Source organism: Nocardia sp. NPDC003693 (assembly GCF_053981095.1).
On record NZ_JBSFNO010000004.1, the window covers coordinates 254120 to 279501 of the forward strand.

General features: G+C 70.0%; 19 protein-coding genes. 10 read left to right on the top strand and 9 right to left on the bottom strand.

What is annotated here, in order from left to right; genetic code table 11:
* Positions 1 to 10: 10 nt before the first annotated feature.
* The 6 genes from ACWDOP_RS08030 (at position 11) to ACWDOP_RS08055 (ending at position 12306) form a co-directional block, all read left to right on the top strand.
* Complete coding sequence (locus tag ACWDOP_RS08030) at positions 11 to 847, top strand: ABC transporter ATP-binding protein (RefSeq protein WP_456344467.1); 837 nt, start codon at positions 11 to 13, stop codon at positions 845 to 847.
* A 149-nt stretch (positions 848 to 996) separates the two neighbouring features.
* On the top strand, positions 997 to 8961 hold the full coding sequence (locus ACWDOP_RS08035; RefSeq protein WP_456344468.1) for an amino acid adenylation domain-containing protein: 7965 nt from the start codon (positions 997 to 999) through the stop codon (positions 8959 to 8961).
* A gap of 66 nt (positions 8962 to 9027) precedes the next feature.
* Positions 9028 to 10008 carry an ABC transporter substrate-binding protein gene (locus ACWDOP_RS08040; protein ID WP_456344469.1) on the top strand — a complete coding sequence of 327 codons (981 nt, stop codon included), beginning with the start codon at positions 9028 to 9030 and terminating at the stop codon, positions 10006 to 10008.
* Complete coding sequence (gene entS / locus ACWDOP_RS08045; RefSeq protein WP_456344470.1) at positions 10005 to 11234, top strand: enterobactin transporter EntS; 1230 nt, start codon at positions 10005 to 10007, stop codon at positions 11232 to 11234. The genes ACWDOP_RS08040 and entS overlap by 4 nt, the downstream gene beginning before the upstream one ends.
* Positions 11234 to 12070: a siderophore-interacting protein gene (locus tag ACWDOP_RS08050; protein WP_456344471.1), complete on the top strand. Its 837-nt coding sequence runs from the start codon at positions 11234 to 11236 to the stop codon at positions 12068 to 12070. Before entS ends, ACWDOP_RS08050 begins: the two co-directional genes overlap by 1 nt.
* A 2-nt stretch (positions 12071 to 12072) precedes the next feature.
* The gene (locus ACWDOP_RS08055) at positions 12073 to 12306 is read left to right on the top strand and encodes a phosphopantetheine-binding protein (RefSeq protein ID WP_454201366.1); all 234 of its coding nucleotides are present in this window, start codon (positions 12073 to 12075) and stop codon (positions 12304 to 12306) included.
* 62 nt (positions 12307 to 12368) lie between these two features.
* Here ACWDOP_RS08055 and ACWDOP_RS08060 read toward each other — a convergent pair whose 3' ends face one another.
* Entirely contained in the window at positions 12369 to 14015 is a 1647-nt protein-coding gene (locus tag ACWDOP_RS08060; protein WP_456344472.1) for a (2,3-dihydroxybenzoyl)adenylate synthase, read from the bottom strand.
* Positions 14016 to 14115: 100 nt separating this feature from the next.
* Between ACWDOP_RS08060 and ACWDOP_RS08065 the strand changes: the two genes are divergently transcribed.
* From ACWDOP_RS08065 to ACWDOP_RS08080, 4 genes are all read left to right on the top strand, one after another.
* On the top strand, positions 14116 to 14946 hold the full coding sequence (locus tag ACWDOP_RS08065; RefSeq protein WP_456344473.1) for an SDR family oxidoreductase: 831 nt from the start codon (positions 14116 to 14118) through the stop codon (positions 14944 to 14946).
* 9 nt (positions 14947 to 14955) lie between these two features.
* Positions 14956 to 16095: an isochorismate synthase gene (locus tag ACWDOP_RS08070; protein ID WP_456344474.1), complete on the top strand. Its 1140-nt coding sequence runs from the start codon at positions 14956 to 14958 to the stop codon at positions 16093 to 16095.
* A 51-nt stretch (positions 16096 to 16146) separates the two neighbouring features.
* Positions 16147 to 16842: an isochorismatase family protein gene (locus ACWDOP_RS08075; RefSeq protein ID WP_456344475.1), complete on the top strand. Its 696-nt coding sequence runs from the start codon at positions 16147 to 16149 to the stop codon at positions 16840 to 16842.
* 179 nt (positions 16843 to 17021) lie between these two features.
* Positions 17022 to 17369: a hypothetical protein gene (locus ACWDOP_RS08080; protein WP_454201361.1), complete on the top strand. Its 348-nt coding sequence runs from the start codon at positions 17022 to 17024 to the stop codon at positions 17367 to 17369.
* Between the two features lie 91 nt (positions 17370 to 17460).
* Here the strand turns inward: ACWDOP_RS08080 and ACWDOP_RS08085 are convergent, their stop codons facing one another.
* The 8 genes from ACWDOP_RS08085 to ACWDOP_RS08120 form a co-directional block, all read right to left on the bottom strand.
* Positions 17461 to 19152, bottom strand: a complete 1692-nt coding sequence (locus ACWDOP_RS08085; RefSeq protein ID WP_456344476.1) for a tetratricopeptide repeat protein — start codon at positions 19150 to 19152, stop codon at positions 17461 to 17463.
* A 354-nt stretch (positions 19153 to 19506) separates the two neighbouring features.
* Positions 19507 to 20727: a cytochrome P450 family protein gene (locus ACWDOP_RS08090; RefSeq protein WP_456344477.1), complete on the bottom strand. Its 1221-nt coding sequence runs from the start codon at positions 20725 to 20727 to the stop codon at positions 19507 to 19509.
* A 12-nt stretch (positions 20728 to 20739) separates the two neighbouring features.
* Entirely contained in the window at positions 20740 to 21966 is a 1227-nt protein-coding gene (locus tag ACWDOP_RS08095) for a cytochrome P450 (protein WP_456344478.1), read from the bottom strand.
* Positions 21963 to 22589, bottom strand: coding sequence for a GTP-binding protein (locus tag ACWDOP_RS08100; RefSeq protein ID WP_454201356.1), 627 nt, complete (start codon positions 22587 to 22589; stop codon positions 21963 to 21965). Before ACWDOP_RS08100 ends, ACWDOP_RS08095 begins: the two co-directional genes overlap by 4 nt.
* Positions 22564 to 22908 carry a DUF742 domain-containing protein gene (locus ACWDOP_RS08105; RefSeq protein ID WP_454201355.1) on the bottom strand — a complete coding sequence of 115 codons (345 nt, stop codon included), beginning with the start codon at positions 22906 to 22908 and terminating at the stop codon, positions 22564 to 22566. Before ACWDOP_RS08105 ends, ACWDOP_RS08100 begins: the two co-directional genes overlap by 26 nt.
* On the bottom strand, positions 22905 to 23351 hold the full coding sequence (locus tag ACWDOP_RS08110; RefSeq protein ID WP_454201354.1) for a roadblock/LC7 domain-containing protein: 447 nt from the start codon (positions 23349 to 23351) through the stop codon (positions 22905 to 22907). The genes ACWDOP_RS08105 and ACWDOP_RS08110 overlap by 4 nt, the downstream gene beginning before the upstream one ends.
* Positions 23348 to 24733 (bottom strand): sensor histidine kinase, encoded by a 1386-nt coding sequence (locus tag ACWDOP_RS08115; protein ID WP_454201353.1) that lies wholly within the window; start codon positions 24731 to 24733, stop codon positions 23348 to 23350. Before ACWDOP_RS08115 ends, ACWDOP_RS08110 begins: the two co-directional genes overlap by 4 nt.
* Positions 24734 to 24912: 179 nt before the next feature.
* Positions 24913 to 25335 (bottom strand): hypothetical protein, encoded by a 423-nt coding sequence (locus ACWDOP_RS08120; RefSeq protein WP_456344479.1) that lies wholly within the window; start codon positions 25333 to 25335, stop codon positions 24913 to 24915.
* Between the last annotated feature and the right edge of the window lie 47 nt (positions 25336 to 25382).

The window sequence follows — 25382 nt, forward strand, 5'->3', positions numbered from 1 at the left end:
GGACGGGACGATGCTCGACAAACAGGATGCCGTCGCGGAAGCGGTCGCCGGCGCGCGATTGCGCGCGGACCGGGTGCGGCTGGGGTATCGCGGGCGCACGATCAGCGATCAGCTCTCGGTGGACGTGCCGGACGGCGCGTTCACGGTAATCATCGGGCCGAACGCCTGCGGCAAATCGACCCTGCTGCGCGCGCTGGCCCGGTTGCTCGCGCCCGAGAGCGGCACGGTGCTGCTGGACGGGAAGGCGATCGGCTCGTATCCGGCCAAGGAGGTGGCGCGCCGAATCGGTTTGCTGCCACAGACTTCCACCGCGCCCGAGGGGATTCGGGTGGCGGATCTGGTGGCGCGCGGGCGCTATCCGCACCAGTCGCTGCTGCGCCAGTGGTCGCGGGCCGACGAGGAGGCGGTGACCGCGGCGATGGCGGCCACCGGGGTCGGTGAGCTGTCCGCGCGGGCGGTGGACGAGCTGTCCGGCGGGCAGCGGCAGCGGGTGTGGATCGCGATGGTGCTGGCGCAGGACACGCCCGTGGTGCTGCTGGACGAACCCACCACGTACCTGGACATCGCCCACCAGATCCAGTTGCTGGATCTGTGCCGGAACTTGAATCGGGAGTCGGGGCGGACCGTTGTCGCGGTGCTGCACGATCTGAATCACGCGTTCCGGTACGCCGATCACCTCATCGCCATGAAGGACGGCGCCGTGGTCGCGGCCGGACCGCCGCGGCGCATCGTCACCGCCGAACTGGTCAGCGAGGTGTTCGCGCTCGGCTGCCGGATCATCGACGATCCGGAAACCGGTGCACCGCTGGTGATTCCGTGGGCCGAGAACGCGGCGCAGGCCGGGTAGGGCGCTGACCGGCGCGAATCGAAGGTTCCCCACGCTAAGTAAACGTAGGCTAACCTACCTTCTGCTGCGCCGGCGTCTCCGGTCGAACCGGATACGCCCGCCACCGAATTCGAATCTCGTTGTAGGTGAGGGGAGTTGCCGTGTTGCCGTTGACTGGACCACAGCTGGGCATCTGGAACGCACAGCGCTTCGATCCGGAGTCGGGCCGCTACCTGGTCGGCGAGGTGCTGGAGATCTCCGGAACCGCGCCGATCGGGGTGGATGCGCTGGCCGGGGCCATTCGCCGAACAATTGCTGAAGCCGAGAACATGCGGCTGCGGTTCCACGACACCGGGGACGGCCCGCGGCAGTCCGTGCTCGACGGCGTGGGCGAACTGCGGCCCCTGATCGACTTGCGGGCCGCGGCGGATCCGACGGCGCTGGCCCACGAGGCCGTCGCGCTCGAGCGGCAGCGGGCCGCGGAGTTCTGCCGGGGCATGGTGGATCGGCAGCTCTACAGCTACACGATCATCCGGCTCGGCGAGAACCGGGTCTGGTGCGTGCAGCTCTATCACCACCTCATCGTGGACGGGTACAGCGCGGCGCTGCTCTCGCGCCGGGTCGCGGCGCACTACACGGCGCTGCGGCGCGGAACGGCGGTGCGCGGGAACACCTTCGGCACGATCGAGGCGCTGGTCGCCGAGGAACGGGAGTATCGCGCGGGGGAGCAGTTCACCCGTGACCGCGACTTCTGGCGCGCGCAGCTCACGCCGTGGCCGGATCTGGACGGGCGCGGCACCCACGTGGGCGGTGCGGTGGAGCGCACGATTCGCGCCGAGGCCGCGCTGCCGGCCGAAACCCTTGCCGCCCTGCGGGAATGCGCCGAACGGCTGGGCATCACCTGGGCCGATGTCTTCGTCGCCGCCTACGCCGCGTTCCTGAGCAGGCACCTGGGTACTTCCGATGTGGTGATCTCCATGCTGCTCATGGGCCGCGTCGGCCGCGCCGCCCTGACCACCCCGGCCATGGCGGTCAACGTCCTGCCGTTGCGGGTCGGGGTCGCCGCGGGTGACCGCCTCGAGGAACTCGGCCCGCGCGTCGCCGCCACCCTGGGCGAGATACGCGCGCATCAGCGCTACAGCGGTGACGATCTGGCCCGCGACTTCCACGGCCGGGGCGCGGGCGAGCTGCTGCACGGTGTCGGGGTCAACCTGAAGGTCTTCGACTTCGCCCTCGATTTCGATGGCGCGCAGGGCATTCTGCGCAATGTGGCGGGCGGACCGCCCGAGGATCTCGGCCTGACGGTGACCCCGCTGGCCGACGGGACGCTGCTGCTCGGCTTCGAATCCGATGCGCGGAACAATGATCCGGAGTCGGTCCGCGCCCGCCTCGACGGCCTGGTCCGGGTCCTGGAAGCCTTTACGGGGCCGGACAAGCCCGGGGTCGGCGCACTGGAACTGCTGGATCACCGGCGCCGGTCCGACCTCCTGACGGCTCGATCCGTCCCGCCCCCGCCCGGACGCCCCGAGTCGGTCCCCGCCGCCCTCACCCGCCTGGCCGCTTCCCAGCCGGACACGGTCGTCCTCGAGGACGACCGGGTGCGCTGGACCGCGGCGGAATTCGACGCCCGCGTGAACCAGCTCGCCCACCTGCTGCGCGCACGCGGCGTCGGCCCCGAGGTCGTCGTCGGCGTAGCCCTCCCGCGCACCGCCGAGTTCGTGATGGCCGCCTTCGCGATCTGGCGCGCAGGCGGCATCTACCTGCCGCTCGATCCCGAGTATCCGGCCGCCCGCCTGCGCGACATGATCGCCGATGCCGCACCGTTGTTGGTGTTGAGCACGGGCGACACAGCTTCCGAACTGATCACGAATACAGCCGCTCGAGCGGCTGAGACCGCCGGTGGCGAGGCGGATTTCCCGGCCTTGAGGGCCATATCGCAGGTGGGCGATCTGGAAGACCCGGCGAATCGCGCTGTAAAGCAGTCCAATTCAAGGTCGAGCGATGGATCGACGCTCGCCGATGCCCACCCCGGATTCATCGCCGACCCGCTGCGATACGGCGATTCCGACGTCGTGGCAACCCCGCCGGAGATCGCAGGTGTTGCGACAAGGACCGGCCACGAGGCGATGGGGCCCGAGCCGGTTCGCTGTGTAAGGGAGCCGGATTCAGCGCCGTTGCCGCAGGTTGTGCGAGCGACGGCAGGTCGGGCCTGGCCGGACGTGGTCGCCGTCGACGGGCCGGAATTCGGTGCCGAACTGGCGCGGCACGACGGTGCGGCGGGGGACCTCGGCGCGGTGGACGAGTCGAACAGTGGCGCGTACCTGATCTACACCTCGGGATCCACCGGCCGGCCCAAGGGCGTGCTGGTCGAGCACGGGGCCCTGGGGCAGTTGCTCGCCGCGCACCGGGACGGGATGTTCGCGGCCGCGCGGGGGTGTGACCGGCCGTTGCGGGTCGCGCACACCACGTCGTTCGCGTTCGACGCCGCCCTGGACCCGCTGCTGTGGCTGCTGGACGGTCATCGGGTTCGGTTGTACGACAGCGTGATCCGGCGGGATCCGGCAGCGCTGGTCGCCGCGTTCGAGCGGGACGGGATCGACGTCGTCGACGGGACGCCGGGGTTCGCCGGGGCCCTGTTCGAACACGGGCTGGCGGACATCGCGCCGCGACTGGTCGCGCTCGGGGGCGAGGGGTGCCCGCCGGAGCTGTGGCGGCGAATCCGGGCCGAGGGGGTGAACGCGGTCAACCTGTACGGGCCGACCGAGGGCGCCGTGGACGCCAGCCGGGCGGTCGTCGCCGGAGACGCGCCGGTGATCGGGCATCCCCTGCCGGGTACGCGAATGTATCTGCTCGACAACGCCTTGCAGGTGGTCGACAACGCGCGGGTGGGGGAGCTGTACCTCGCGGGGCCGAACATCGCGCGGGGCTACCTCGGGCGGCCGGGGGCCACGGGGGAGCGATTCGTGCCCGACCCGTTCGGCCCGCCGGGTGCGCGCATGTACCGCACCGGTGACCGGGCCCGCTGGATCGCCGGGCGCGGCTACGAATACCTGGGCCGGGTCGACAACCAGGTGAAGATCCGCGGGCACCGCGTCGAGTTGGGCGAGGTGGAGGCCGCGCTCGGCGCGCTGCCGGGGGTCCGGGCCGCCGCGGCGGACATTCGCGAGATCGCGGGGCGGGCCACGCTCGTCGGCTACGTGGTGGCCGAGCGGAGCGGTGAACCCGATGTGCTCGAATTGCGTTCGCGGATGGCCGATTCGGTGCCGGATCACCTCGTGCCCGCGCGGGTAGTCGTGCTCGCCGCACTGCCGTTCACCGTCAACGGCAAGGTGGATCGGGCGGCGCTGCCGGAGCCGGATGCGCTCGCGGCCGGACGTGCGGCGACCAGCCCGGCCGAGGCCGTGCTCTGCGAGATCGTCTCCGCCGCACTGGGTCACGACGCGGTGAGTGTCGACGACGACTTCTTCGGGGCCGGCGGCGACAGCATCACCGCGATCACCGTCAGCAGCCGCCTGCGTGAGCGCGGGCTGCTGCTGACCCCGCAGGAACTGCTGACCCGGCGCGGGCTGGGTGAGCTGGCGGCCCTGGCCGGGTCGGCGGCGGTGGCTGCAGCGGGCGGCGGGGAATCGAATCCGATTACGCCCGAGACGAGTTCGCTGCCGGGGGCCGGTGCTGTCGCCACCGCGCAGGCACAGCCCTGGAACGGGCGCGATGTCGGCCGGGACCGGGTTGGCGCGGCGCCCGTCGCAAGCACGGACGGGCGGTTCACCGAACGCTCCACCGCGCCTGACGACCACCGCTCCGCTTCGATCGCGCTATCGCGGCGCGAGATCGATGACCTGACCGCCGAATACGGCCCGATCGCCGACGTGCTGCCGCTGTCTCCGCTCCAGGAGGGCCTGCTCTACCATGCCCTCCGGGACGGCGCGGCGGACGTCTACACCATGACCGCGCGCTTCGACCTGGCCGGTCCGGCCGATGCGGCGCGGCTGGCGGCGGCGTTCGACCGGGTGCTCACCCGGCATCCGAACCTGGGCGCGGCGTTCTGCTATGAGCGGTTCGATCAACCGGTGCAGGTGATTCCGCGCGACCCGCGCGTGCGCTGGCGTACCGCGGATCTGCGTGACCTGGCGCCGGTCGAAGCCGAGCAGGAGGCCGCGGAGCTGGCCCGCCGGGCCGGAGTCGAACCCTTCGACATCGCCCGGCCGCCGCTGCTGCGCGTCCAGCTGATCCACCTGACCGACTCGGCGCATCGGCTGATCCTCACCGCCCACCATCTGCTCACGGACGGATGGTCGGTGCCGATCATCCTGCGCGAAGCGCTCACGCTCTACCACGCGAACGAGAGCGAAAAGCTCACCGCGCCAAACTATTACGGCGACTACCTGGCCTGGCTCGCCGCCCGCGACACCGCGGGCGCCATCGAACGGTGGCGGACCTACCTGGGCGGCCTGGCGCGGGGATCGCTCCTGGGCCGGCCCGGACAGCGCTCGGAACCCGTGGCGCTGCGAGTGCCGTTGCCGGACAACGTCTCCGCCGCCCTGAAGGCGCTGGGCCGCGAACACGGCCTGACGATGAACACCCTGTTGCAGGCCGCGTGGGCCCTGACCCTGGCGGAGCACCTGGGTTGCGACGACGTCGTCTTCGGCACGGTGGTGTCCGGCCGCCCCGCCGAACTGCCGGGCGTCGAGTCCACCGTCGGCCTGTTCAGCAACACGGTTCCGGTTCGGCTGCACTGGGACTCGGACCGGCCGCCCGTCGCCCAGCTCGCCGAATTCCAGCGCGACAGCTTCGACATGCAGGCCCTGGGCCACCTCGGCCTGGCCACGCTCGAACGCGCCGCCGGGCTCGGACAGCTCTTCGACAGCCTCGTGGTGTATCAGAACTTCCCCAAAACCGGCTTGCGCCAACCCGAATCCCACGATCTGCGAGTCGCGGACGTCGAGGTGCACAGCCTCACCCACTACCCGGTCATCGTCACCGCACTTCCCGGTGACGCCTTCGAACTGGTGCTGCACCACGACCCGGCGGCGGTATCCGCGTCCCTGGCAACGCATCTGGCCGCCCGGCTGAGCGGAATGCTCACCGCGCTGACCCTGAACTCCGCGGCGACGGTCGCGTCGATCCTCGAGTCCGCACCCGCCTCCGACACCCGCGGGTCGACCCTGGCCTGCTGGGAGTCCACGACACCGATCGGCCCGCACGAACCCGCCGTCACCGCGGGCGACCACACCCTGACCTACGGCGAGTTCCACGCGCGCGTCAATCGCCTGGCGCGCTGGCTCATCGGGCGCGGCGTCGCGCCCGAGACGGTGGTCGTGGTCGCCATGGAACGCGGCGTGGAGTCCGTGATCGCCGCCCACGCCATCAGCCGCTCCGGCGGCGTCTACCTGCCGATCGACCACACGCAACCGGCCGAGCGCATCGACGTCATTCTCGAAACGGCCGGTCCGGCGCTGGTTCTCACCCGCAGAGCCGACGACTTCACGACTGGCCGCGCGCCCGTCGTCACGCTGGACACCCTCGATACCGCCGGTTTCGCGGCCTCCCCGATCACCGATGCCGACCGCCGCGCGCCACTGCACGCGAGCAACGCCGCCTATCTCCTCTTCACCTCGGGCTCGACCGGCGTCCCCAAGGGCGTGACCGTTCCGCACGCCGCCATCGTGAACACCTTCGAATGGCTGCAGCGCCAACAGCGTTTCGGCGCGGGGGACACCGTGCTGTACCGCACCCCGCCCACCTTCGACGCCTCGCTCCTCGAGCTCTATCTACCGCTGCTCGTCGGCGCGCGCATCGTGCTGACCCGGCCCGGCGGGCACCGCGACCCGTACTACCAGGCCGGGCTCATTCGCGCCGAGCGGGTGAACGCCATCCAGATGACGACCTCCATGCTGACGGTCCTGAGCGAGGAAGCCGACCTGTCCGGTGCGACGACCCTGCGCAGCGTCTGGACCGGCGGTGAGGCGCTCCCGCCCGCAACCGCCCATCGCATGCGCGCGCTGACCGGCACGCGGGTGTTCAACCTGTACGGCCCCACCGAGGCCGCCGTCTGCATCACCCATCACGAAACCGCCGACGCCGACGTGGATTCGGTGCCGATCGGCGTCCCCGCGACCGGCGCCGGGGTCCGCGTTCTCGACGAGACCCTGCACCCGGTCCCGCCCGGCACCCTCGGCGACCTCTACCTGACCGGCGTCCAACTGGCCCGCGGCTACCTGGCCCGCCCCGGCCTGACCGCCGCCACGTTCGTCGCCGATCCCGCCGGCGTCGGCGACCGCATGTACCGCACCGGCGATCTGGTGCGCTGGGGCCCGCACGGCGAACTCGACTACCTGGGCAGGTCCGACACCCAGATCAAACTCCGCGGCCAGCGCATAGAACTGGGCGACATAGAGTCCGCCCTCCTGCGCTGCCCCGGCGTGGCCCAGGCCGTGGTCCTGCTCCGCGAGGACACCCCCGGCGACCAACGCCTGGTCGCCTACCTGATCCCCGCCGCCGCAACAACTCTCGACATCGACGAGGTGGCCGCTCGCCTACGCACCGTGCTCCCCGCTCACATGCTCCCCGCCGCCTACGTCGTCCTGGACAGGATCCCCCGCACCCCCAGCGAGAAGATAGACCGCAAGGCCCTGCCCGCCCCTTCCGCGCATGCCGCCTCGGCCCACGAGACGCCCTCGAAAGTCCCGCAGGAGAACCCGGCCGACACCGCCGCGGGCCCGGCCGACGGCCTCGCGGCGGGGGCATCTGCCGCCGCGTCGGACTCGGCGAAAACCGGTAACGCGTACGCGGGCACCGTGACCCCCGCCTCGGCAGCTGCCGGGGAACCCGACGAAGGCGCGGCCTGTACGGACACGACCGGCATCGGATCGGACGCCGCGCGGACCCAGCCACAGTCCGCGGGCACGGGGTCTTCCGGCCGATCCGTCGCCGATATCCGCGCCGCTATGGCCACTGTGCTCTCGCTCACCGATCTCGCGCCGGACGCGGACTTCTTCGCCACCGGCGGGCATTCGCTCACCGCGGTCCGGCTGACCGGCAGGCTGCGCCGCGCGGGTTTGGACGTCGTGCTGGACGACATCTTCGCCGCGCCCACCGCCGTCGGACTGGCCGCGCTCGTCGAGGAGCGGGCCGCATTCGGTGCCCGGCTACCGGCGGCATCCGATGCCGAGCACATCGAAACCTGGTCACCGCAGCGTGATTCACGCTCCGCTGCGCCCGGCCGGGGCGGCCCCGCCGCCGACAGGGGTCCTGCCGATCACGTACCGGCAGTGACCACCGCTGACGGTGCCGATGACGAGCGACCGCGACTCGTCCCCGGGACAGGGCATGTCGCCATGGACGCCGGGGTGACGCGAACCGGCGCACCGGTGGCGAGCGAACCGGAGCCCTCCGGCACAGGGCTCGCCATGCTCGGCAGCCGTCTCGACCACGTGCTCGAGTTGCGCGGCGCCGGGAACGCCGAGCCGCTGTTCTGCATCCACCCCGTCGGCGGCACCGCCTGGCAGTTCGGGCCGCTGGCCCGGCTGCTGCGGGCCGACCGCGCGATCGTCGGCGTGCAGTGTCCGACGTTGCGGGACAGCGAGTTCCGGGCGGACACGCTCGACGAGCTGGCGCGGCACTACCTCGCGTCCATCCGCCAGGTCCAGCCGCACGGCCCGTACCACCTGCTGGGGTACTCCCTCGGCGGAGTGATCGCGCAGGCCGTCGCCGCGCTGCTCGAGCGGTCAGGGGAGGCCATCGCCTACGTCGGGTTGATCGACTCCCATCCGCTCGCGAACCTGGTCGACCGCGCCACCCGCGCACTTGCCGATCCCGACGAACTGGACCGGCTGCTTCCCGAACTGCCCAGGGACGCACCGGAACTCGCGCACGCCATCCGTACCTCGGCCACCGGGCTGCTCGGCATGGTCACCCGATCCACCGCCCCGCACTACGGCGGAGAGATGGCGCTGTACGCCGCCGACACCGGGGCCGAACCCGCCCGTACCGACGCCCAGATCGCGGGCTGGCGGGCGGCCGGGGCCCGGGTGACCGTGCGCCGCCTGCCCTATTCGCACTTCGACATCGTGTCCCCGCCCGGCTGGACCGAGGTCGCCGCGCTGCTCGACGCCGACCCGGCGCTGCGCGGCTGACCCCCGTGCCCGAACAGACCCACCCCCCGAAGAAGAAAGAACACCCATCCAATGACGCTGTACCGCATGACGGCCCGTTTGCGCGCCGCCGTCGCCCTGCTCGTCCTGGCGCTGGTCGCGCTCGTCGCGGGCTGTAGTTCCGGCTCCGACGACGCGAGCGGATCGGGCACCCGCGAGGTCCAGACCGACAAGGGCGCGATCACCGTGCCCGCCGACCCCCAGCGCATCGTGGTGGTCAACGGCTCACTCGCCGGATACCTCTTCGATCTGGGCGCGAAGGTGAAGGCCGCCGACCCGCGCGTACTCGGGGTGACCCTGAAGCCCGGCGAGTTCCCGGCCGCCTGGTCCGAGGACGCGAAGAAGCAGGGCACCGAGGTGCTGCCGTCGGGCGACAACATCAACCTGGAATTCATTGCCGCGCAACAGCCGGACCTGATCATCGGCGGCGGCCAGGGCTACCCGGGCCAGCAGTCCATCGACGCCTACGACAAGCTCGCCGCCATCGCGCCGACCGTGCTGATCCCCTCCAACAGCTCGAACTGGCAGGACCACCTGAAGGCCGTCGCGAACGCGGTCGACCGGGCCGACCGGGTCGACGCCATCATCACCTCGTACAACGACAAGGTCGCGCAGGTGAAGTCCACCATCAAGGTGCCGCAGGGCGCCGTCGCGGTGTTCCAGTCCCGCAAGGACCAGAAGCCGTCCGTCATCGCGCCCGGCACCCCCATCGCCTCGCTGCTCAGCGCGGTCGGCTTCACCATCGACGACAAGGTGGAAGCCAAGGCGGGCAACCTCTCCCGGCCCGCCGCCGCCGACTGGGTGTCCTTCAGCCCCGAGGTGACCACCACCGTCGTGGACGCCCCGGTGCTGTTCGTGGTGCAGCTCGAGGGCGGGCGCACCATCGCCCAGCTCAAGGAGGACGCCATGCTCTCCAAGCTGCCGTCCTTCCAGGCCGGCAAGGTCTACGACCTGCCCGCCACCGCCCAGCGGCCCGACTACCGCAACGCCATGAGCACCCTCGACCTGCTGGGAGCGACCTTCAAGTGACAGCCGTCGGCGGCCTGCTCATCGATCTCTCACCCCTGCGGGCGAGCCGGGAATTCCGCTGCGCCTTCGCGGCCCGGCTGATTTCGGTGCTCGGGATCGGACTGCTCATGGTGGCCCTGCCGGTGCAGGTCTACCAGCTCACCGGATCCTCCCTGCACGTCGCCGGCGTCACCACGGTCACCGCGGTCGCCCTGTTCGCCGGAAGCCTGGCGGGCGGGGTGATCGCGGACCGGTACGACCGGCGCGACACCATCGGGTGGGCCCGCACCGCGGCGGGCGTCGGCTTCCTGGCGCTCGGCGTGAACGCCCTGCTCCCGGATCCGCTGCTGGCCGTCATCTACGCCGCGGGCGTCGTGGACGGCCTGGCGGGCGGGGTGAGTGGATCCGCGCTCATGGCCTTGATTCCCGCGCTGGTCGGCCGGGAGAAGATGGCGGCCGCCGGCGCTCTCACCGCGCTCACCACCGACCTGGGCACCATGATCACCCCCGCCCTGGCCGGGGTGCTCATCGCGCAGGCGGGAGTCGGCCCGGCCTACTTCCTCACCGCCGCCGCGACCGTGGCGACCGTCAGCCTCATTCGCGCGATCGGCCCGCAACCGGTCCCGGCCCGGGAGATCCGCAATCCCCTGCGCGAACTCGGCGAGGGGATACGTTTCGCTCTGCGGCACAGCGTCATTCGCGCGACCCTGCTCACCGGTGTGATCGCCATGCTGGTTAGCGGCCCGCTGGTGCTGCTCCCGGCCCTCGTCGCCGACGAATTCGACGGCAGCACAAGCACCCTGGGCATCCTGTACGCCGCGCCCGGCGCGGGCGCGGTGCTGGGCTCGCTGACCAGCGGCTGGATGGGGCGAACGAGCACGCCGGGCCGCGGCCTGCTGATCACGCTGGCGCTCATGCCCCTCGGCGTGATCGCCGCCGGACTGTTCCCGCACGTCGCGGGCGTGTTCCTCGGCCTGGCCGCGTTCGGTATGGCCCGCGCGATCGGCATCGTGCTGCGGTTCACCGTCCTGCAGCAGCACGCGCCGGACGAACTGCGCGGGCGGCTGTCCGGACTGCTCATGGTGCAGGCCGTCACCGGCACCGCCATCGGGTCCATGGCGGCCGGTGTGGCCGGCCAATTCTGGACGCCCGGAACCGCTCTCGTGGTGTACGGGCTCGTCGTACTGGTACTCGGCGCGGTCACGGCCCTGGCCGCCGCGCCCCTGTGGAGAAAGGAGGCGAGCTGATGGATCGAGCCGCCTACGCCGAACGCATCGACGAGGTGCTCGCGGGCGAACACGGAGCCAAGGTCGGCTACCCGATCGGATTGTGCGCGGTGGAGGTGATCCGCACGGCGCCGGTGGGCGCGGGCCTGCTCCGCATCACCTTCGGCGGCGCGGATCTCGCCGGATTCCACAGCTACGTGCCGGACGAGCACGTGCGCCTGATCTTCCCGGACGAGACCGGTGAGCTGCGGCTGCCGAACCGGGACGGGCTGTCCCTGGAATGGGGCAACCCGCGACCGGTCTCGCGCGAGTACACGGTGCGCCGCTTCAGCGCCGCGGACCGCGAACTCGACATCGACTTCGCCGTTCACCCCGGCGGCCTGGCCTCGGAGTGGGCGCTGGCCGCCACCCCGGGCACGCCCATGCACATCGCGGGCCCGCCCGGCGGGGTCGTGGTGCCCAAGACGTACGACGCCTACCTGTTCGCGGGCGACATCACCGCGCTGCCCGCCATCGCCCGCTGGCTGGAATGGCTGCCGCGCGCGGCGACCGGCTGGGCTTTCATCGAGGTCACCGGCCCCGAGGAGGAGATTCCCCTGGACGCGCCCGCCGGTGTGCGGGTGACCTGGGTGCATCGCGGCGCGGCCGAGCCGGGTACCGGGGACGCCCTGGAACAGGCGCTGCGCACCGTGAAAGTGCCCGCCGGACAACGGCTCTACCTCTGGCTGGCCGGTGAGTCGGGCGTCCTGCGCCCGCTGCGCCGCTGGGTGCGCACCGAACTGACCGTGGGACCGAAGGATTATCTCATCGCCGGCTATTGGAAGCGCGGCGTGGCCGACTACGACCGGGACGAGTGACGATGACCAACGAGACGACCGCCCTGCGGCAGTACGTGATCGACGATGTGGCAACGGTACTGGGCATCGACCCGGCCGAGCTGACCCCCGAGACCAATCTCCTGGACGCCGGCCTGGATTCGGTGCGGATCATGTCGCTGGTGGAGAAGTGGCGCGCGGACGGGCACGCGCACATCGACTTCCCCACGCTCGCTTCGGATCCGGTCCTGGCGTCCTGGTTCGAAGCCCTGTCGTGAACGCCGGCGGCGCGGTGGCCGGGCTCGGTCACCGAGCCGGGCGTTCCGCGCCACCGCCCGGCTCACCGCCCCCGCGCGCCCTCGGCCAGCAGCCGCCGCAGTTCCTTGCGACTGGTCTTGCCCACGCCGGTCTCGGGGAAGTCCTCGACCACCACCACGGCGTCGGGCATCTTCCAGGCCGCCACGCCGCGCTCGCGCACGAACGATCGCACCGACAGCAGCGACGGCGCCCGCTCCGGGTCGGCCGGTCGCACGAACGCGCAGATGCGCTGTCCCAGTACCGGATCGGGCATGCCGATGATCACGGCATCGCGAATTCCCGGATGGTCGAGCAGCTGTGCCTCGAGCTCTTCCGCGGAGACCTTCTCCCCGCCCCGGTTGACCCAGTCGCCGGCCCGGCCCTGCACGACGATGTTGCCGTCGGGCCGCAGTCGCACCACGTCGCCGGTGCGGTACCAGCCGTCGGGGGTGAAGCTTCGGGCATCGGCGTCGGCGTTGTCGAAGTAGCCGCGAATCGTGTACGGCCCCTGCGTGATCAGATGTCCGTCGGTGCCCGCCGGGACGTCGGCCCCGGACTCGTCGACAACCCGCACCTCGTCGAGCTCGGACATCGGCCGGCCCTGGGTGCCGATCACCACGTCGATCGGATCATTCAGGCGGGTGTAGCAGACCAGCCCCTCGGCCATGCCGAAGACCTGCTGCAGGGTCGCCCCCAGCGCGGGCCCGATACGCCGGGCCAGCTCCTCCTGGCAGCGGGCGCCGCCGACCTGGACCACCCGCAAGGTCGAAAGTTCGGGCGTCGCACCGGCTTCGGCCCGTTCCACCCACAGCCGCGCCAGCGGCGGGACCAGGCCGGTGATGGTCACCCCGAACCGTTCGACGGCCGCGAACGCGGTGGCGGGGGTGGGGTCGGGCGTCATGGCCACCGCGCCGCCCGCCCAGAGCGCGCCCAGGATGCCCGGCGAGCTCATCGGGAAGTTATGGGCCACCGGCAGGGTGGCGAGATACACGGTGTCCGAACCGAGTTCGCAGATCTCGGCGCTGCGCCGCACGCTGTAGAGGTAGTCGTCGTGGGTGCGCGGGATGAGTTTCGGAATCCCGGTGCTACCTCCGGAGAGCTGCAGGAAGGCGACGGCGCTCGCGTCGAGTACGGGCAGCGGGCCCGGTTCGTCCCGGAAGTCGGCGAGGTCGTGTACCCCGGCGGGCAGGGTGTCCGACTCGTCGGTGACCGCGAGGACGTGACGCAGGGTGCCGACCTCCGCGCGGATCGAATCCGCCAGGGCCGCATGGTCGAAACGCTGGTGGGTACCGGCGGTGATCATGGCGGTCGCGCCGCTCGCGACGGCGATGGGGGTCAGCTCCGCCTGCCGATGCGCGGGCAGGCAGAACACCGGCAGCGCGCCGAGCCGGAACAGCGCGAAGATCACCTCCACGAACTCGGCGCGGTTCGGCAGCTGCACGAGAACCCGGTCGTCCCGGGCGATTCCGAGACGCGCCAAGCCCGTCGCCAGCGTGCGCGACCGGTGGTCGAGTTCGGCGTAGGTCCAGCGATTGCCGGCATCGAGTACGGCCACGGCGTCCGGGGTGGCGGCGGCGCGGGCGGTGAGCACGTCGCCGAAGGTCTCGCCGGTCCAGCAACCCTGTTCCCGGTACCGGTGCGCGGCGGCCGGAGGCCACGGGGTGAAGCCGTTGAGCACGGTCGATGGCATTGTGGTGCACCTCTTTTCGTGAAGAACGGGCGGTGCGCCGGGTGGCCCGGAGCGCACCGAAGACGAGCGCCCCACATTCTTATCAGGTTAGGCTAACCTTATGTTCATGATCGAATCGGGTGCGCCATTGGTCGTGGTCACCGGCGCCGCGGCGGGTATCGGGGCGGCCGTGGCGACCGCGCTCGCGCCCGGGGCCCGGGCCATCGCGCTGTGGGACCGCGACGCCCGCGTGCACGAGATCGCCGGTGATCTGGACGCCGCGCACGAGGCGATCGTGCGGTCCGCGCGGATCGACATCACCGATCGCGCGGCGGTGGGCGTGGCCTTCGATCGGCTGATCGCCGATGTCGGGGTGCCCGACGTTCTCGTGCACGCGGCGGGAGTCATGCACGCCGGTTCCGCACTGGACATCTCACCCGAGGACTGGGAGCGCTCGCTCGCGGTCAACGCCGGTGGCACCGTGCACGTCACCCAGCGCGCGGCCCGCGAGATGGTCGCCGCCGGGCGCGGTTCCATCGTCGTCGTGTCCTCCAACGCCGCGAGCACCCCGCGGTCGGGCATGGCCGCCTACTGCGCGTCCAAGGCCGCGGCCACCGCCTTCACCCGGGCCCTGGCCCTGCAGGTGGCCCCGCACGGCGTCCGGGTGAATCTGGTCTCCCCGGGCTCCACCGACACCGACATGCTGCGCGGGCTGTATCCGGGCGACCCGCTCGATCCGGCGGCCCCGGCCGGCCCGTCCCCCCTGAGCACTGCCGCCCGAGCGAGCCTGCTCGACGGCGATCCCGGGGCCTACCGCCTCGGAATTCCCCTGCGGCGCATCGCCGCACCCGCCGATATCGCCGCGGCGGTCCGCTTTCTGGTCTCCGAGGACGCCCGCCACATCACCATGCACGACCTGCGGGTCGACGGCGGAGCCACGCTCGACATGTGATTCGAGAGGATGATTGCCATTTCTGCCATCTCAGCTTCGGAGCCCGCCTTCGTGCTGGCCAGACCACATCGCACGGTGATCGCGCACGGCGTCGGCCGCGTGTTCCACACGGCGGGCGACGCGGCGGCGGCACTGCGCGCGGGGGAGGTGAGTCATATCGTGGGCGCGCTGCCGTTCGCGGTGGGCGCGCCCGCCGCGCTGTTCGCGCCGGAATCGATCTCGATCACCGCGACCCCGTATCCGGCCCAGGCCCCGAACGCGCTGCCGGACTTCGAGATCGACGCCGCCTTCCCGTCGCCGGAGACCCATGTGCGGCATGTGGCCGCGGCCGTGCGGCTGCTCGCCGATCCCGCGCATCCGCTGTCGAAGGTGGTGCTGGCCAGGGCGATTCGCGCACGCTCGGACCGGCCGATCACGCCGGGAGAACTGCTCGACCTGCTGGTGTCGACCGATCCGGTGGGCAACGGCTTCCTGGTGGATCTGTCCGCGGCGGGGGCGGCGTACCGGGGTAGGCACCTGGTGGGCTCGAGCCCGGAGGTGCTCATCGAACGCGTCGGCGATGCCGTCCTGAGTCACCCGCTGGCCGGATCCGCCCGGCGCGCGGGCGATCCCGGCGCCGACCGGATCGCGGCCGACACCCTGCTCGCCTCGTCGAAGGATCGGCACGAGCATCGCTACGTGGTGGACCAGGTGGGTGGTGTCCTGCGCGACCGCTGCACCGCCGTGCACACCCCCGAGACGCCCGAACTGACCGGCACCCCGGAGATGTGGCACCTGGGCACCCCGATCACCGCCGTCGTCCCCGCCGACGGTCCCTCCGCGCTGGAGCTGGCCGCCGCCCTGCATCCCACCCCCGCCATCTGCGGCACCCCCACCGCGCCGGCCGCCCGGCTGATCGCCGAACTCGAAGGCGATCGGGGCTTCTACGCCGGAACGCTGGGCTGGTGCGACGCCGCCGGCGACGGCGAGTGGATGGTCAGCATTCGCTGCGCGGAACTGGCCGCGGACGGCCGCAGCCTGCTCGCGCACGCGGGCGGCGGCATCGTCGCCGAATCCGATCCGGCCGCCGAATTGGCCGAGACCACCGGCAAATTCGGGCGCATCCTGGGCCCGCTCGGCATCTCGGATCTGCCCTTGTCCGTCGCCTGACCCCGCGCATCAGTCACCAGCACGCACGCACCCGACGACCCGGAGGCTGTCTTGCCCATCCCACCGATCGCGCCCTACGCCATGCCCACCGCCGACGAGGTGGAACCCAACCGGGTGGACTGGCTCCTCGATCCCACCCGCTCGGCCCTGCTCATTCACGATATGCAGCAGTACTTCCTCTCGGCCTACGACGCCGACCAGGAACCGGCGAGCACCCTCGTCCGCAATATCGACGCGCTGCGCCGGCGCTGTCACGAGCTGGGCATTCCCGTGGTGTACACCATGCAGCCCGGTGATCAGCACCCTTCGCGGCGCGGCATTCTCGCCGACTTCTGGGGCAGCGGGATGAGCGACGGCCCGGAGACCGAGGTGGTGGCCGAGCTGCCGCCGGACCCCCGCGACATCCAGGTCACCAAGTGGCGGTACTCCGCGTTCCAGCGCACCGATCTGCGCGAGCTGCTCGGCTACTACCACCGCGACCACCTGATGATCACCGGCGTGTACACCCACATGGGGTGCATGCTCAGCGCCGCCGAGGCGTTCATGACCGATGTCCGCCCGTTCCTGGCCCTGGACGCGACCGCCGATTTCAGCCGTGACGAACACCTCATGGCCCTGAACTACGTGGCCCGCCGCTGCGGCACCGTGGAAACCACGGCGGATCTGTTGCGGCAGTTGGGCGGCGCGCCGTTACCGCTGGCAGAGGTGGATTCCGCACGCGAATCCGAGACCGCTCGGCACGGGTGAACACGCCCGGGCGACCGAGCATTTTCAGCGACCGATCAGTCGGATTCGGGCACTGCGACGGTGGATTTGCCCGAATCCGTGCCGAACCTGAGAGAACTCCCAGTAAACGCTCAGGCTTTGACAAGGACCGCACGGCACTGTGGAGGGAGGTTGAAGACGTCGGCGAAAGAGGTTGCGACATGGTCGAGCTGGAACTCACCGGAACCACCGTGACGGTCCACGTAACCGGAGCCCACCGCGTGCTCGCGCTCCGTGAAGAGGTCACCTTCGACCTCTCGCAGATCACTTCGATAGACCTGGCCGGCGTCGACATGCGGCCCCCGTGGTTCCGCGTCGGCGCCTTCTTCCCCGGCGTCATCGCCGCCGGGACCTTCCGGGGCAAGGGCCGCAAGGAGTTCTGGGACACCCTCTTCGGCGGCCACGCCCTGCGCATCGATCTGGCGGGCAACGAGTTCACCCGCCTGGTCATCGACATCGAGAATCCGGACGAGGCCCTGCGCGCCCTGAAGTCCGCCGCGGCGGCCTGACCGCCGGCCCCCACACCACCCCACCCGCCCGCCGCACTCGTCGAGCGCGGCGGGCCTTGGGGATTCACGTGGAACACACGCGGTACCGGTGCTAGCTCGAGCAGCAGGGTTCGCCGGGGTCGGCCGTGCGGCAGAAGCAGGACGCCTCGATGGGGACATCCGCCACCGCGGCGGCCAGTCGCAGTTGCTGGGCGACTATGCGCGCTTCACCGGATTTGCCCAGGCGGGTGAGGCATTCGTGATATCCGTGCAGACTCCAGACGTTGCCTGGATGCTGGCAGGCGCGGGGCAGGGTGTCGTCCAGGCCGAGATCGGCGCGATAGACCGCCTCGGCCTCGGTGACGTGGCCCTGTTCCAGGAGCAGGGCGCCCAGGGCATGCCTGGTCGGCTGCATCCAGCCCCAGGGCTCGTCGTACGGCAGGGCGTCGTCGAGCTCGACCGAACGGCGCAGCGCGCGAAAAGCGCTGTCGTGGTCGCCTTCCCGGTACCGCAGTTCGCCCTCGAGCATGGCGGCGGCGATGGTGAGCAGATCCTGGCAGGTGTTGTTGAACAGGGTCCGGGTGGCGGGGACGCGCGCGGTGGCCGCGCGCAGGTGCCGCTGCTGGTCCAGGGCGGCGGGCAGATCGCCGGTGGCCGCGTACGCGATTCCCTTGCCGTAGTGCAGCATCGCGGTGCTCACGCGGTACAGGTCCGGATCGGCGGGCAGCGGCAGGTCGATCAGCTGCTCCCAGAGCCCGAACCGGATCAGCACGTGCACGCGCATCCCGAGAAAGCCCTCGAGCCAATCCGCCATCGGGGGCGAGGGGACCAGCAGCAACTCCTCGGGGATGGCGTCCTCGAGCCGTGTGACAGCGGCCAGCGCGGTCGCCGACTGCCCCAGGAACATCGCGCCGTAGATCTGGAAGTGCAGATTGTGCGCGCGATAGAGGGTGTAGAAATTGACCGCCCCGGCCGCGCGCACGAATTTCTCGTCCGCGCGGTAGGCCGACTCGTTCGCCGCCACCACCGCTCGGTAATCACCGCACAGCACGTACAGGTGCGACGGCATGTGCTCGAGGTGACCGGCATCGGGCACCAGCCCGCGCAGCCGATCCGCCACCGTGAGCGCGGCTTCCGGCATCGGGGACATCTCCATCAGATGCAGGTACAGGTGCAGCGCGCCGGGATGGGTGTGCCCGGCCGCGGTGGCGAGCGCCGCGTCGAGGGCGGCCCTGGCCTCCAGCGTATTCGGGCCCGCGACCAGGGTGTGTGGGCCCGGGTCGGCGCCGGCGTCCCGTACCCACAGGCCCCACGGCGTCAGGTTCATCAGCGCGTCCGCGAACAGCGCGGCCACGTCGAGATCGTCCGGGAATTCCCGGTATACGGTGCGCATGGCATCGGTGTAGCCGAGATTCCACACCGAGCCGTCGCCCTCGGGCACGCTACCGGGATAGCGCGCGGCCAGCGCGCCGATGAGCGCGCGCTCCACCGGAGCCGCCGAGGCCGCCAGCGCGACCGCGCGCTGTGCAGCGGCGTGGGTGCGCTCGACGGTATCGGCGAGTTCTTTCTCGTCGAAGAATTCCCACGGCTTGTTGTAATTGGGTCCCGACGCGTAGGCGATGCCCCAGTACGCCATGGCACAGCCGGGATCGTGATCGAGGGCGCGCTCGAAACAGCGCACGGCCTCTTCGTGATTGAAGGCGTAGGTCCACACCAGGCCGCGATCGAACCAGAGCTGCGCGCCGGGGGCGGTGGTGGTCACCGGACGTGAATAGTTCCCGAGGTCGTAGTAGTCCACGGTCATGGTCGAAATCGTGCCATCAGCGCGCGCACGCCGCGCTGGTAATCCGAAACCCCGCTGACCAGCGGTATCGGCTAGCACACCGGGTGTGCGAACCGACCGACATCCTTCCCGGGTTCGGCAACGAATAGGAAACAGTCGGTCCGGTGATGTCGCCATCGCCGGGCCACGTCGTTCGTAACCCGTACCCCTCGTCGTGAAGGAGCAGAACATGATCCCGAATTTCATCGGTGACCTCGTCTCGGCCGTGAACTCCCTGATCGGAAAGCTCTTCGTGGCCTGACGCACCACCCGCGCAGACGACTCGGGCCCGGCAGGTTGCCGGGCCCGAGTCGCGTCAGCGGTCGATCACGCGGATCAGTTCGCGCTCAGGTGCACCGGCAATGCGCGGTGACCGTTGGAGATGAAGCCGATCACCGGGGCCAGTTCGGCCGGATCGGTGGCGAAGCGCAACTCCGGGAAGCGCGCGAAGAGCGCGGGCAGCGCGATGGCCGCCTCCAGGCGCGCCAGGGGCGCGCCGATGCAGTGGTGCGCGCCGTGCCCGAAGGCCACGTGATCCTTGTTCACCCGGGTGATGTCGAAGGCTTCTGCGCTGTCGCCGTGCACCTTCGGATCGCGGCCCGCCGCGGCGTAGGAGGCGAGAATGGCCTCGCCCTTGGCGATGTGGAACCCGTCGATCTCGATGTCCTCCACCGCGTAGCGCAGCGGCAGGTGCGCCACCGGGGACTCGTAGCGCAGGGTCTCCTCGATGACGTCGTCCCAGCTCACCGTGCCGTCCAGCACCGCGGCCAGTTGCTCGGGATGGGTGAGCAGCGAATAGATCGCCTGATCGAGCAGATTCACCGTCGTCTCGTGCCCGGCGTTGATGACGAGCATGAGCGTGTCGACCATCTCCTTCTCGGTCAGCCGCTCGCCGTCCTCGTCCCGCGTCGCGATCAGCACGCTGATCATGTCGTCACCGGGATTGTCCCGCTTGTGCGCGACGAGATCCTCGATGAGACCGAACATTTCGACGTAGTTCGCCCCGGCCGCCTCGGGCGTGATCTCGGTGTCGAAGAAGCGCGCCACGCAGACGCGCAGCGCGGGCTCGCGATCCTCGGGCACGCCCATCAGCTCGGTGAGCACCTGGATCGGCACCGGGTAGGCGAAACCCTCACGCAGATCCGCGATCTCACCGGCGGGCGTCTCGGCGAGCCGATCCAGCAGCGTGGTCACCAGCTCCTCGATGCGCGGGCGCAGCGCCACGGTGCGGCGGTGCGTGAACGCGGGGGACACGAGCTTGCGCAGGCGACGATGATCGGCGCCGTAGGCGGTGAACATGTTGGTCGCGGCCACCCACGGGAACAGCGGCCACTCCGGGGTGACCTCGCCGTTGATGAACGCCGCCCAGTGCTGCGCCGGATCCTTGGACACGCGGGGATCGGCCAGCAGGCGCCGGAGGATATCGGCATCGGTCACCGACCAGGCGGGCACGCCCATGAGCTCGACCAGGGTCACCGGTCCGCGCGCACGAATGCGGGCGTTCTCGCCTTGAATGTCGACACCGGTCAGATCCAGCGCCAGGGGTTCGATCGTCACTAGGTTGTTCTCCTACTTCACGTTCAACGGCGGGCACGCCGGGAACGTGACCGGCAGACCCGCCAGCGCCCGATGGAAAGGACCGGGCCGCCAAGACAATTCATCAACCGGAACGGCCAAGCGCAACTCGGGGAGCGCATCGAGCAGCTGATCGATGGCCTCCTGGGCGACCAGCGACGCCACCGATTTCGCCGGGCAGGCATGCGCTCCCAGGCTCCAGGCCAGATGAGAGCGATTTCCGATGCGCTCACCGCCCGCGATGGCGGGATCGTTGTTGCATCCGGCGAGACTGATGACGACCGGCTGGTGCGCGGGCAGCCAGATGCCGTTGACCAACATCGGCTGGCGCGGATAGGAGATGGCGAAGTTCGCCATGGGCGGATCGTTGAAGAGCACCTCGTCCAAAGCGTCACGCGTGGAGAGACTTCCGCCGAGCACGTCACCGGCGAAGCGGTCGTCGGTGAGGATCAGGCGCAGGGTGTTGATGATCAGATTCTGCTGCGGCTCGAGGCCGGCGCCGTAGATGCTGATGATGTTCGCCAGCATCTCGGTGTCGTCGAGACCGGCGTCGTGCTGCAGCAGCCGGGTCACCATGTCGTTGCCGGGCTCGCGGCGCTTGAGATCGATGAGTTCCAGCAGCGCCCCGCTGAGCATCTGCATACCGAGTTCGGCGTTCTCGTCCACCGAATCGAACAGCGCCGCCATGCCCGCCGCCACCCGCTGACCGATTTCCGGTGGGCAGCCCAGCATTTCGTTCAAGCCGGCGAACACCAGCGGGAAGGCGTACTGGCTGATCAACTCGGCTGCGCCGGTCTCGCAGAAGGTATTGATGAGCGGAATCGCCTCGCGCTCGACGATGGCGTGCAGGCCGTGCAGATCCACGCCGTCCACGGCGCTTACATTGGCCTGGCGGTAACGCCAGTGCGCCGCACCGGCATTGCGCAGCACGTTGGGATACCACTCCATCATCGGCTTGACGGGGCAGTCCGCGGGAATGTCCTGCTGCCAGATGCGTGGATCGGCGGGGAAGTGATCGGGATCGTTGAGAATCCGGACCGCGTCGTGATAGCCGATCACCAGCGTGGCGGTGATTCCGGGCGCCAATTCCACCGGCACCAGAGAGCCGAAGCGACTGCGCATTTCGCGGTACCAGCGATGCGGATCGGCGGCGAACTCCGGGTCGTACAGCGCGAAACGAGCACCGTCGATGAGCGGGGCCGGACCGGTCGACGTGGTCAAATGCGTGACTCCTGACGCGAGTGGAACAGGTATTCGACGAGGGTGATGAGCGCCTCCACGCAGGTGCGCCGATCGCGGGCATCCAGCGAGGTCAACGGAGTTTCATCGGCGAGATCGAGCGCGTCGCGCACCTCGGCGAGCGGAAAGCGCTGTGCGCCTTCGAATTGATTGACCGCCACCGCGTAGGGCACCCCGCGCTGTTCCAGCACCGAGAGCACCTCGTCGGACTGTTCGATGCGCCGGGTATCCACCAGCACCAGCGCGCCGAGCGCGCCGAGGGCCAATTCCTCCCAGAGCGGGACGAAGCGCTGCTGGCCCGGCGTACCGAAGAGATACAGGGCCAGTTGCGGATTGAGCGTGACGCGGCCGAAATCCATGGCCACCGTCGTTGTCGACTTGTTCCGTAGTCCGGCCAGATCGTCCACGCCGACACTGGCTTCGGTGATGGTCTCCTCGGTGCGTAGCGGCTTGATCTCCGACACGCTGCCGACGAAGGTCGTCTTGCCGACGCCGAAGCTTCCTGCCACCAGGAGCTTCACCGACTTGACGACGGTGCTGGGCAGATAATCAATGCCCGACTCGTGCGGTTGAGCGGACTCAGACCGCAAGGGCGCGAAGCCCATTCAGTACCTCTTCTAGAAGGCTGACGTCCGGCAGGGTGTGTGCGGGCGTCCGGGTTATCAGGTGACCGCTGTCGAGCAGATCCGCGACGACGATCTTCACCACCGAGGGCGGCAGGTCGAGATGGGCGGCGATCTCCGCCAGCGACAACGCACTGCGGCACAGCGCGAAGATGCGCCGGGCATCGGGCGAACCGCCCTGCAGGGGACTGTCGGCGGCGACGATCACCGTCACCAGGTCCAGGACCCGGGTGGGACGCGAGCGCCCACCCGTGCGCACGTAAGCCCGGACCAGATCCGGATCACGCCGCGATCCGGTCATGGCCGGGCGGCGCCGCGCGGTATCGCGCCGAGCTCGTGCCCGACCCGCGCGGCGAGCTCGTTGAGCCGGTGGGCGACCAGCGCCACATCGACTTCGAGGGTGGCGGAAACGCCGATGACCGCGCCCTCGCCGGCAGCGGTAATGAAGATCATGCCCTCGTCGTACTCGGTGACGTTCTGGCGCACGTTGTCCTGTGGGCCACCGCAGAATTCGGAGAGCGCCTTACCGAGCGACCGCAGACCCGACGCCGCGGCGGCGAAGCGCTCGGCATTGTCCTTGGTGATATTGCCCGAGTGCGCGATGCGCAGGCCGTCCTCGGACAGCAGCACCCCGAAACGCACACCGGGGATATCGAGTTCGGCTAGTAGCCAGCCCAGCCGATTGGAGCCGTCGACGGGGTCCGCGACAACTGCGTGCGCATCGGTCACTATCGGTGAATTCACGAGATCTTCCCTTCGGTCTGGTCGGCTTCGGCCGCGGCGACCCGGCCGCTGACCGAACCGTTGTGCCACGCCACCGCGATATCGGGCCGGGCGAGTTGCAAGGTGGGAGCGGGAGTGGGCGCGGGAGCGGGAGCGGAATGCAGCACGGGCGTCTGGGTACCCGACTGCACCACCGTGCGCCGCCGCCGGCGAGTCAGCCCGCTGGCGGTCAGCGCCGCCGCGATCTCGGCATCCTCGACGAGTTGCTCGTCCACCTGCACGGCAGCCTGCGGGATCGCCACCGGCTGCTCCTTGACGTCCTGCGGTGCCACCAACAGGGTTTCGGGGATGTAGACCATCGCCCGCACACCGCCGTACGCGTTGGGGGCGTCCACGTAGACGTTGAATCCATAGCGTCGCGCCAGTGCCGCGATGCTGGGGAAACCGATCTTGGGCGCGGGGCCCAATTCGAGAATGTCCACGGCCCGTTCGCCCGCGAGCACGCGGCGGGCATCCTCGAGCTGTTCGGGATTCATGCGCACGCCGGCGTCGTCGATCAGAATGGTGACGCCGTGGTGGCCTTCTTGAAAACTGACGTCCACGAACGACGTCGGAGGCGAATAGCGCAGCGCGTTGTCGAGCAGCGTGGCCACGGTGTGCACCAGCGGTTCGACCACGCGACTCGCCACCACGCGATCGGCATGCGCGGTGCGTACACGCAGGTAATCGCGTACGCGACCGGTCGCGCCGCCGACGACATCGGTGACGGACTGCTGCGGCCAGCGCCGGCCGGGGAGACCACCGCTGACGATCACGTAGGACTGCGCCTGGCGAATCATCTGCTGCACACTGTGATCGATGCGAATGAGCGTCTCGTACACCGCGTCATCACGGTGTTCGCGCAGCGCGGCACTCACCACCTTGCCGACGTCGGCGCCGAGGCTCACGACGGACGTGCCGAACGAGCGCACGGCGGCGCCCGTCACATCCTGCGAAGCCTGCTGCGCCTGAGCGCGAACGGAGTGCTCGGCGTTGGTGATGGCTTGCTGAGCTTGAACTTCGATCTCGCGCCGCGCCTGATCGGCGACTTCGGCGCAGAGCATACGGAGGTCATCGGCGTGATACTGCACGGCTTGGCGCAGCGTGCCGATGAAGGTGGAATTCTCCAGGTTGGGACCGATTTCCGGTGCGGTGATCGGCAGACCCGGGCGGCGGATGGCCTCGGTGACGGACGGAAGAGTCTTGCGGGCAACCTGATCCAGCAGATTTTCCCACTCAGCGGTACGCGCTTCCAGTTCATCCGCGCGCGCCGTCTCACCACGCCATCGCACCGCCACATAGGCCGCCGCCCCGACGGCGAGTACTAGCAGAGGCGCCAAAATCCATAGAAACAACACGGCCATAGAGGTTTTCGTCAATCCTGTCGGCTATACCGGGGGCGGACGCGCCCACTTCGCAGGGCGACCGTAGCTGACAACATACCTATTTCGTTATCCAAGCGACACTTTCAAATGCAACCCCCGCAAAGTGGGGCCTCGCGACGCACGTGGATCGGGTACCGGAGTCGCGTCGCGGGGCGCGGCTACAGGTCGTGCCACAGCACATCGGTCGCCAGCGTGAGCCACGGCAGGTTGTACATCCGGGTGACGGCCTCCGGACTGATCAGCGCTGTGCCGCACGGTTGCTGGAACCAGCCGACCGTCAGGTGGCTGTAGACCCAATCTTCGGTGTTGTTCGAGGTACAGGGCCCCTCGAAGTAGGCCACGCAGCGCACGGGCGGCAGATACTCCCGGCCGTCCTCGATTGTCCGCTCGGGTGGCACGACGTGAATTCTGTCCTCCCGGTGACTCCTCGACCGAGCCAGCCGTTCGATCAAGCTGTCGTTCACCGTTCGGCTGGGCCGGCCTTCGATCAGGCCGCCGTAGGTCATGCCGATTTCGATCTCTCGCAGACTGAGCTTTCCGACCGCGATGTCGATCGAGCAGAGTTCGAACGGTCTGTGCACGATGCTCCTGACTTCGGGTGAATTGACGGCGATCGACGCCCGCAACT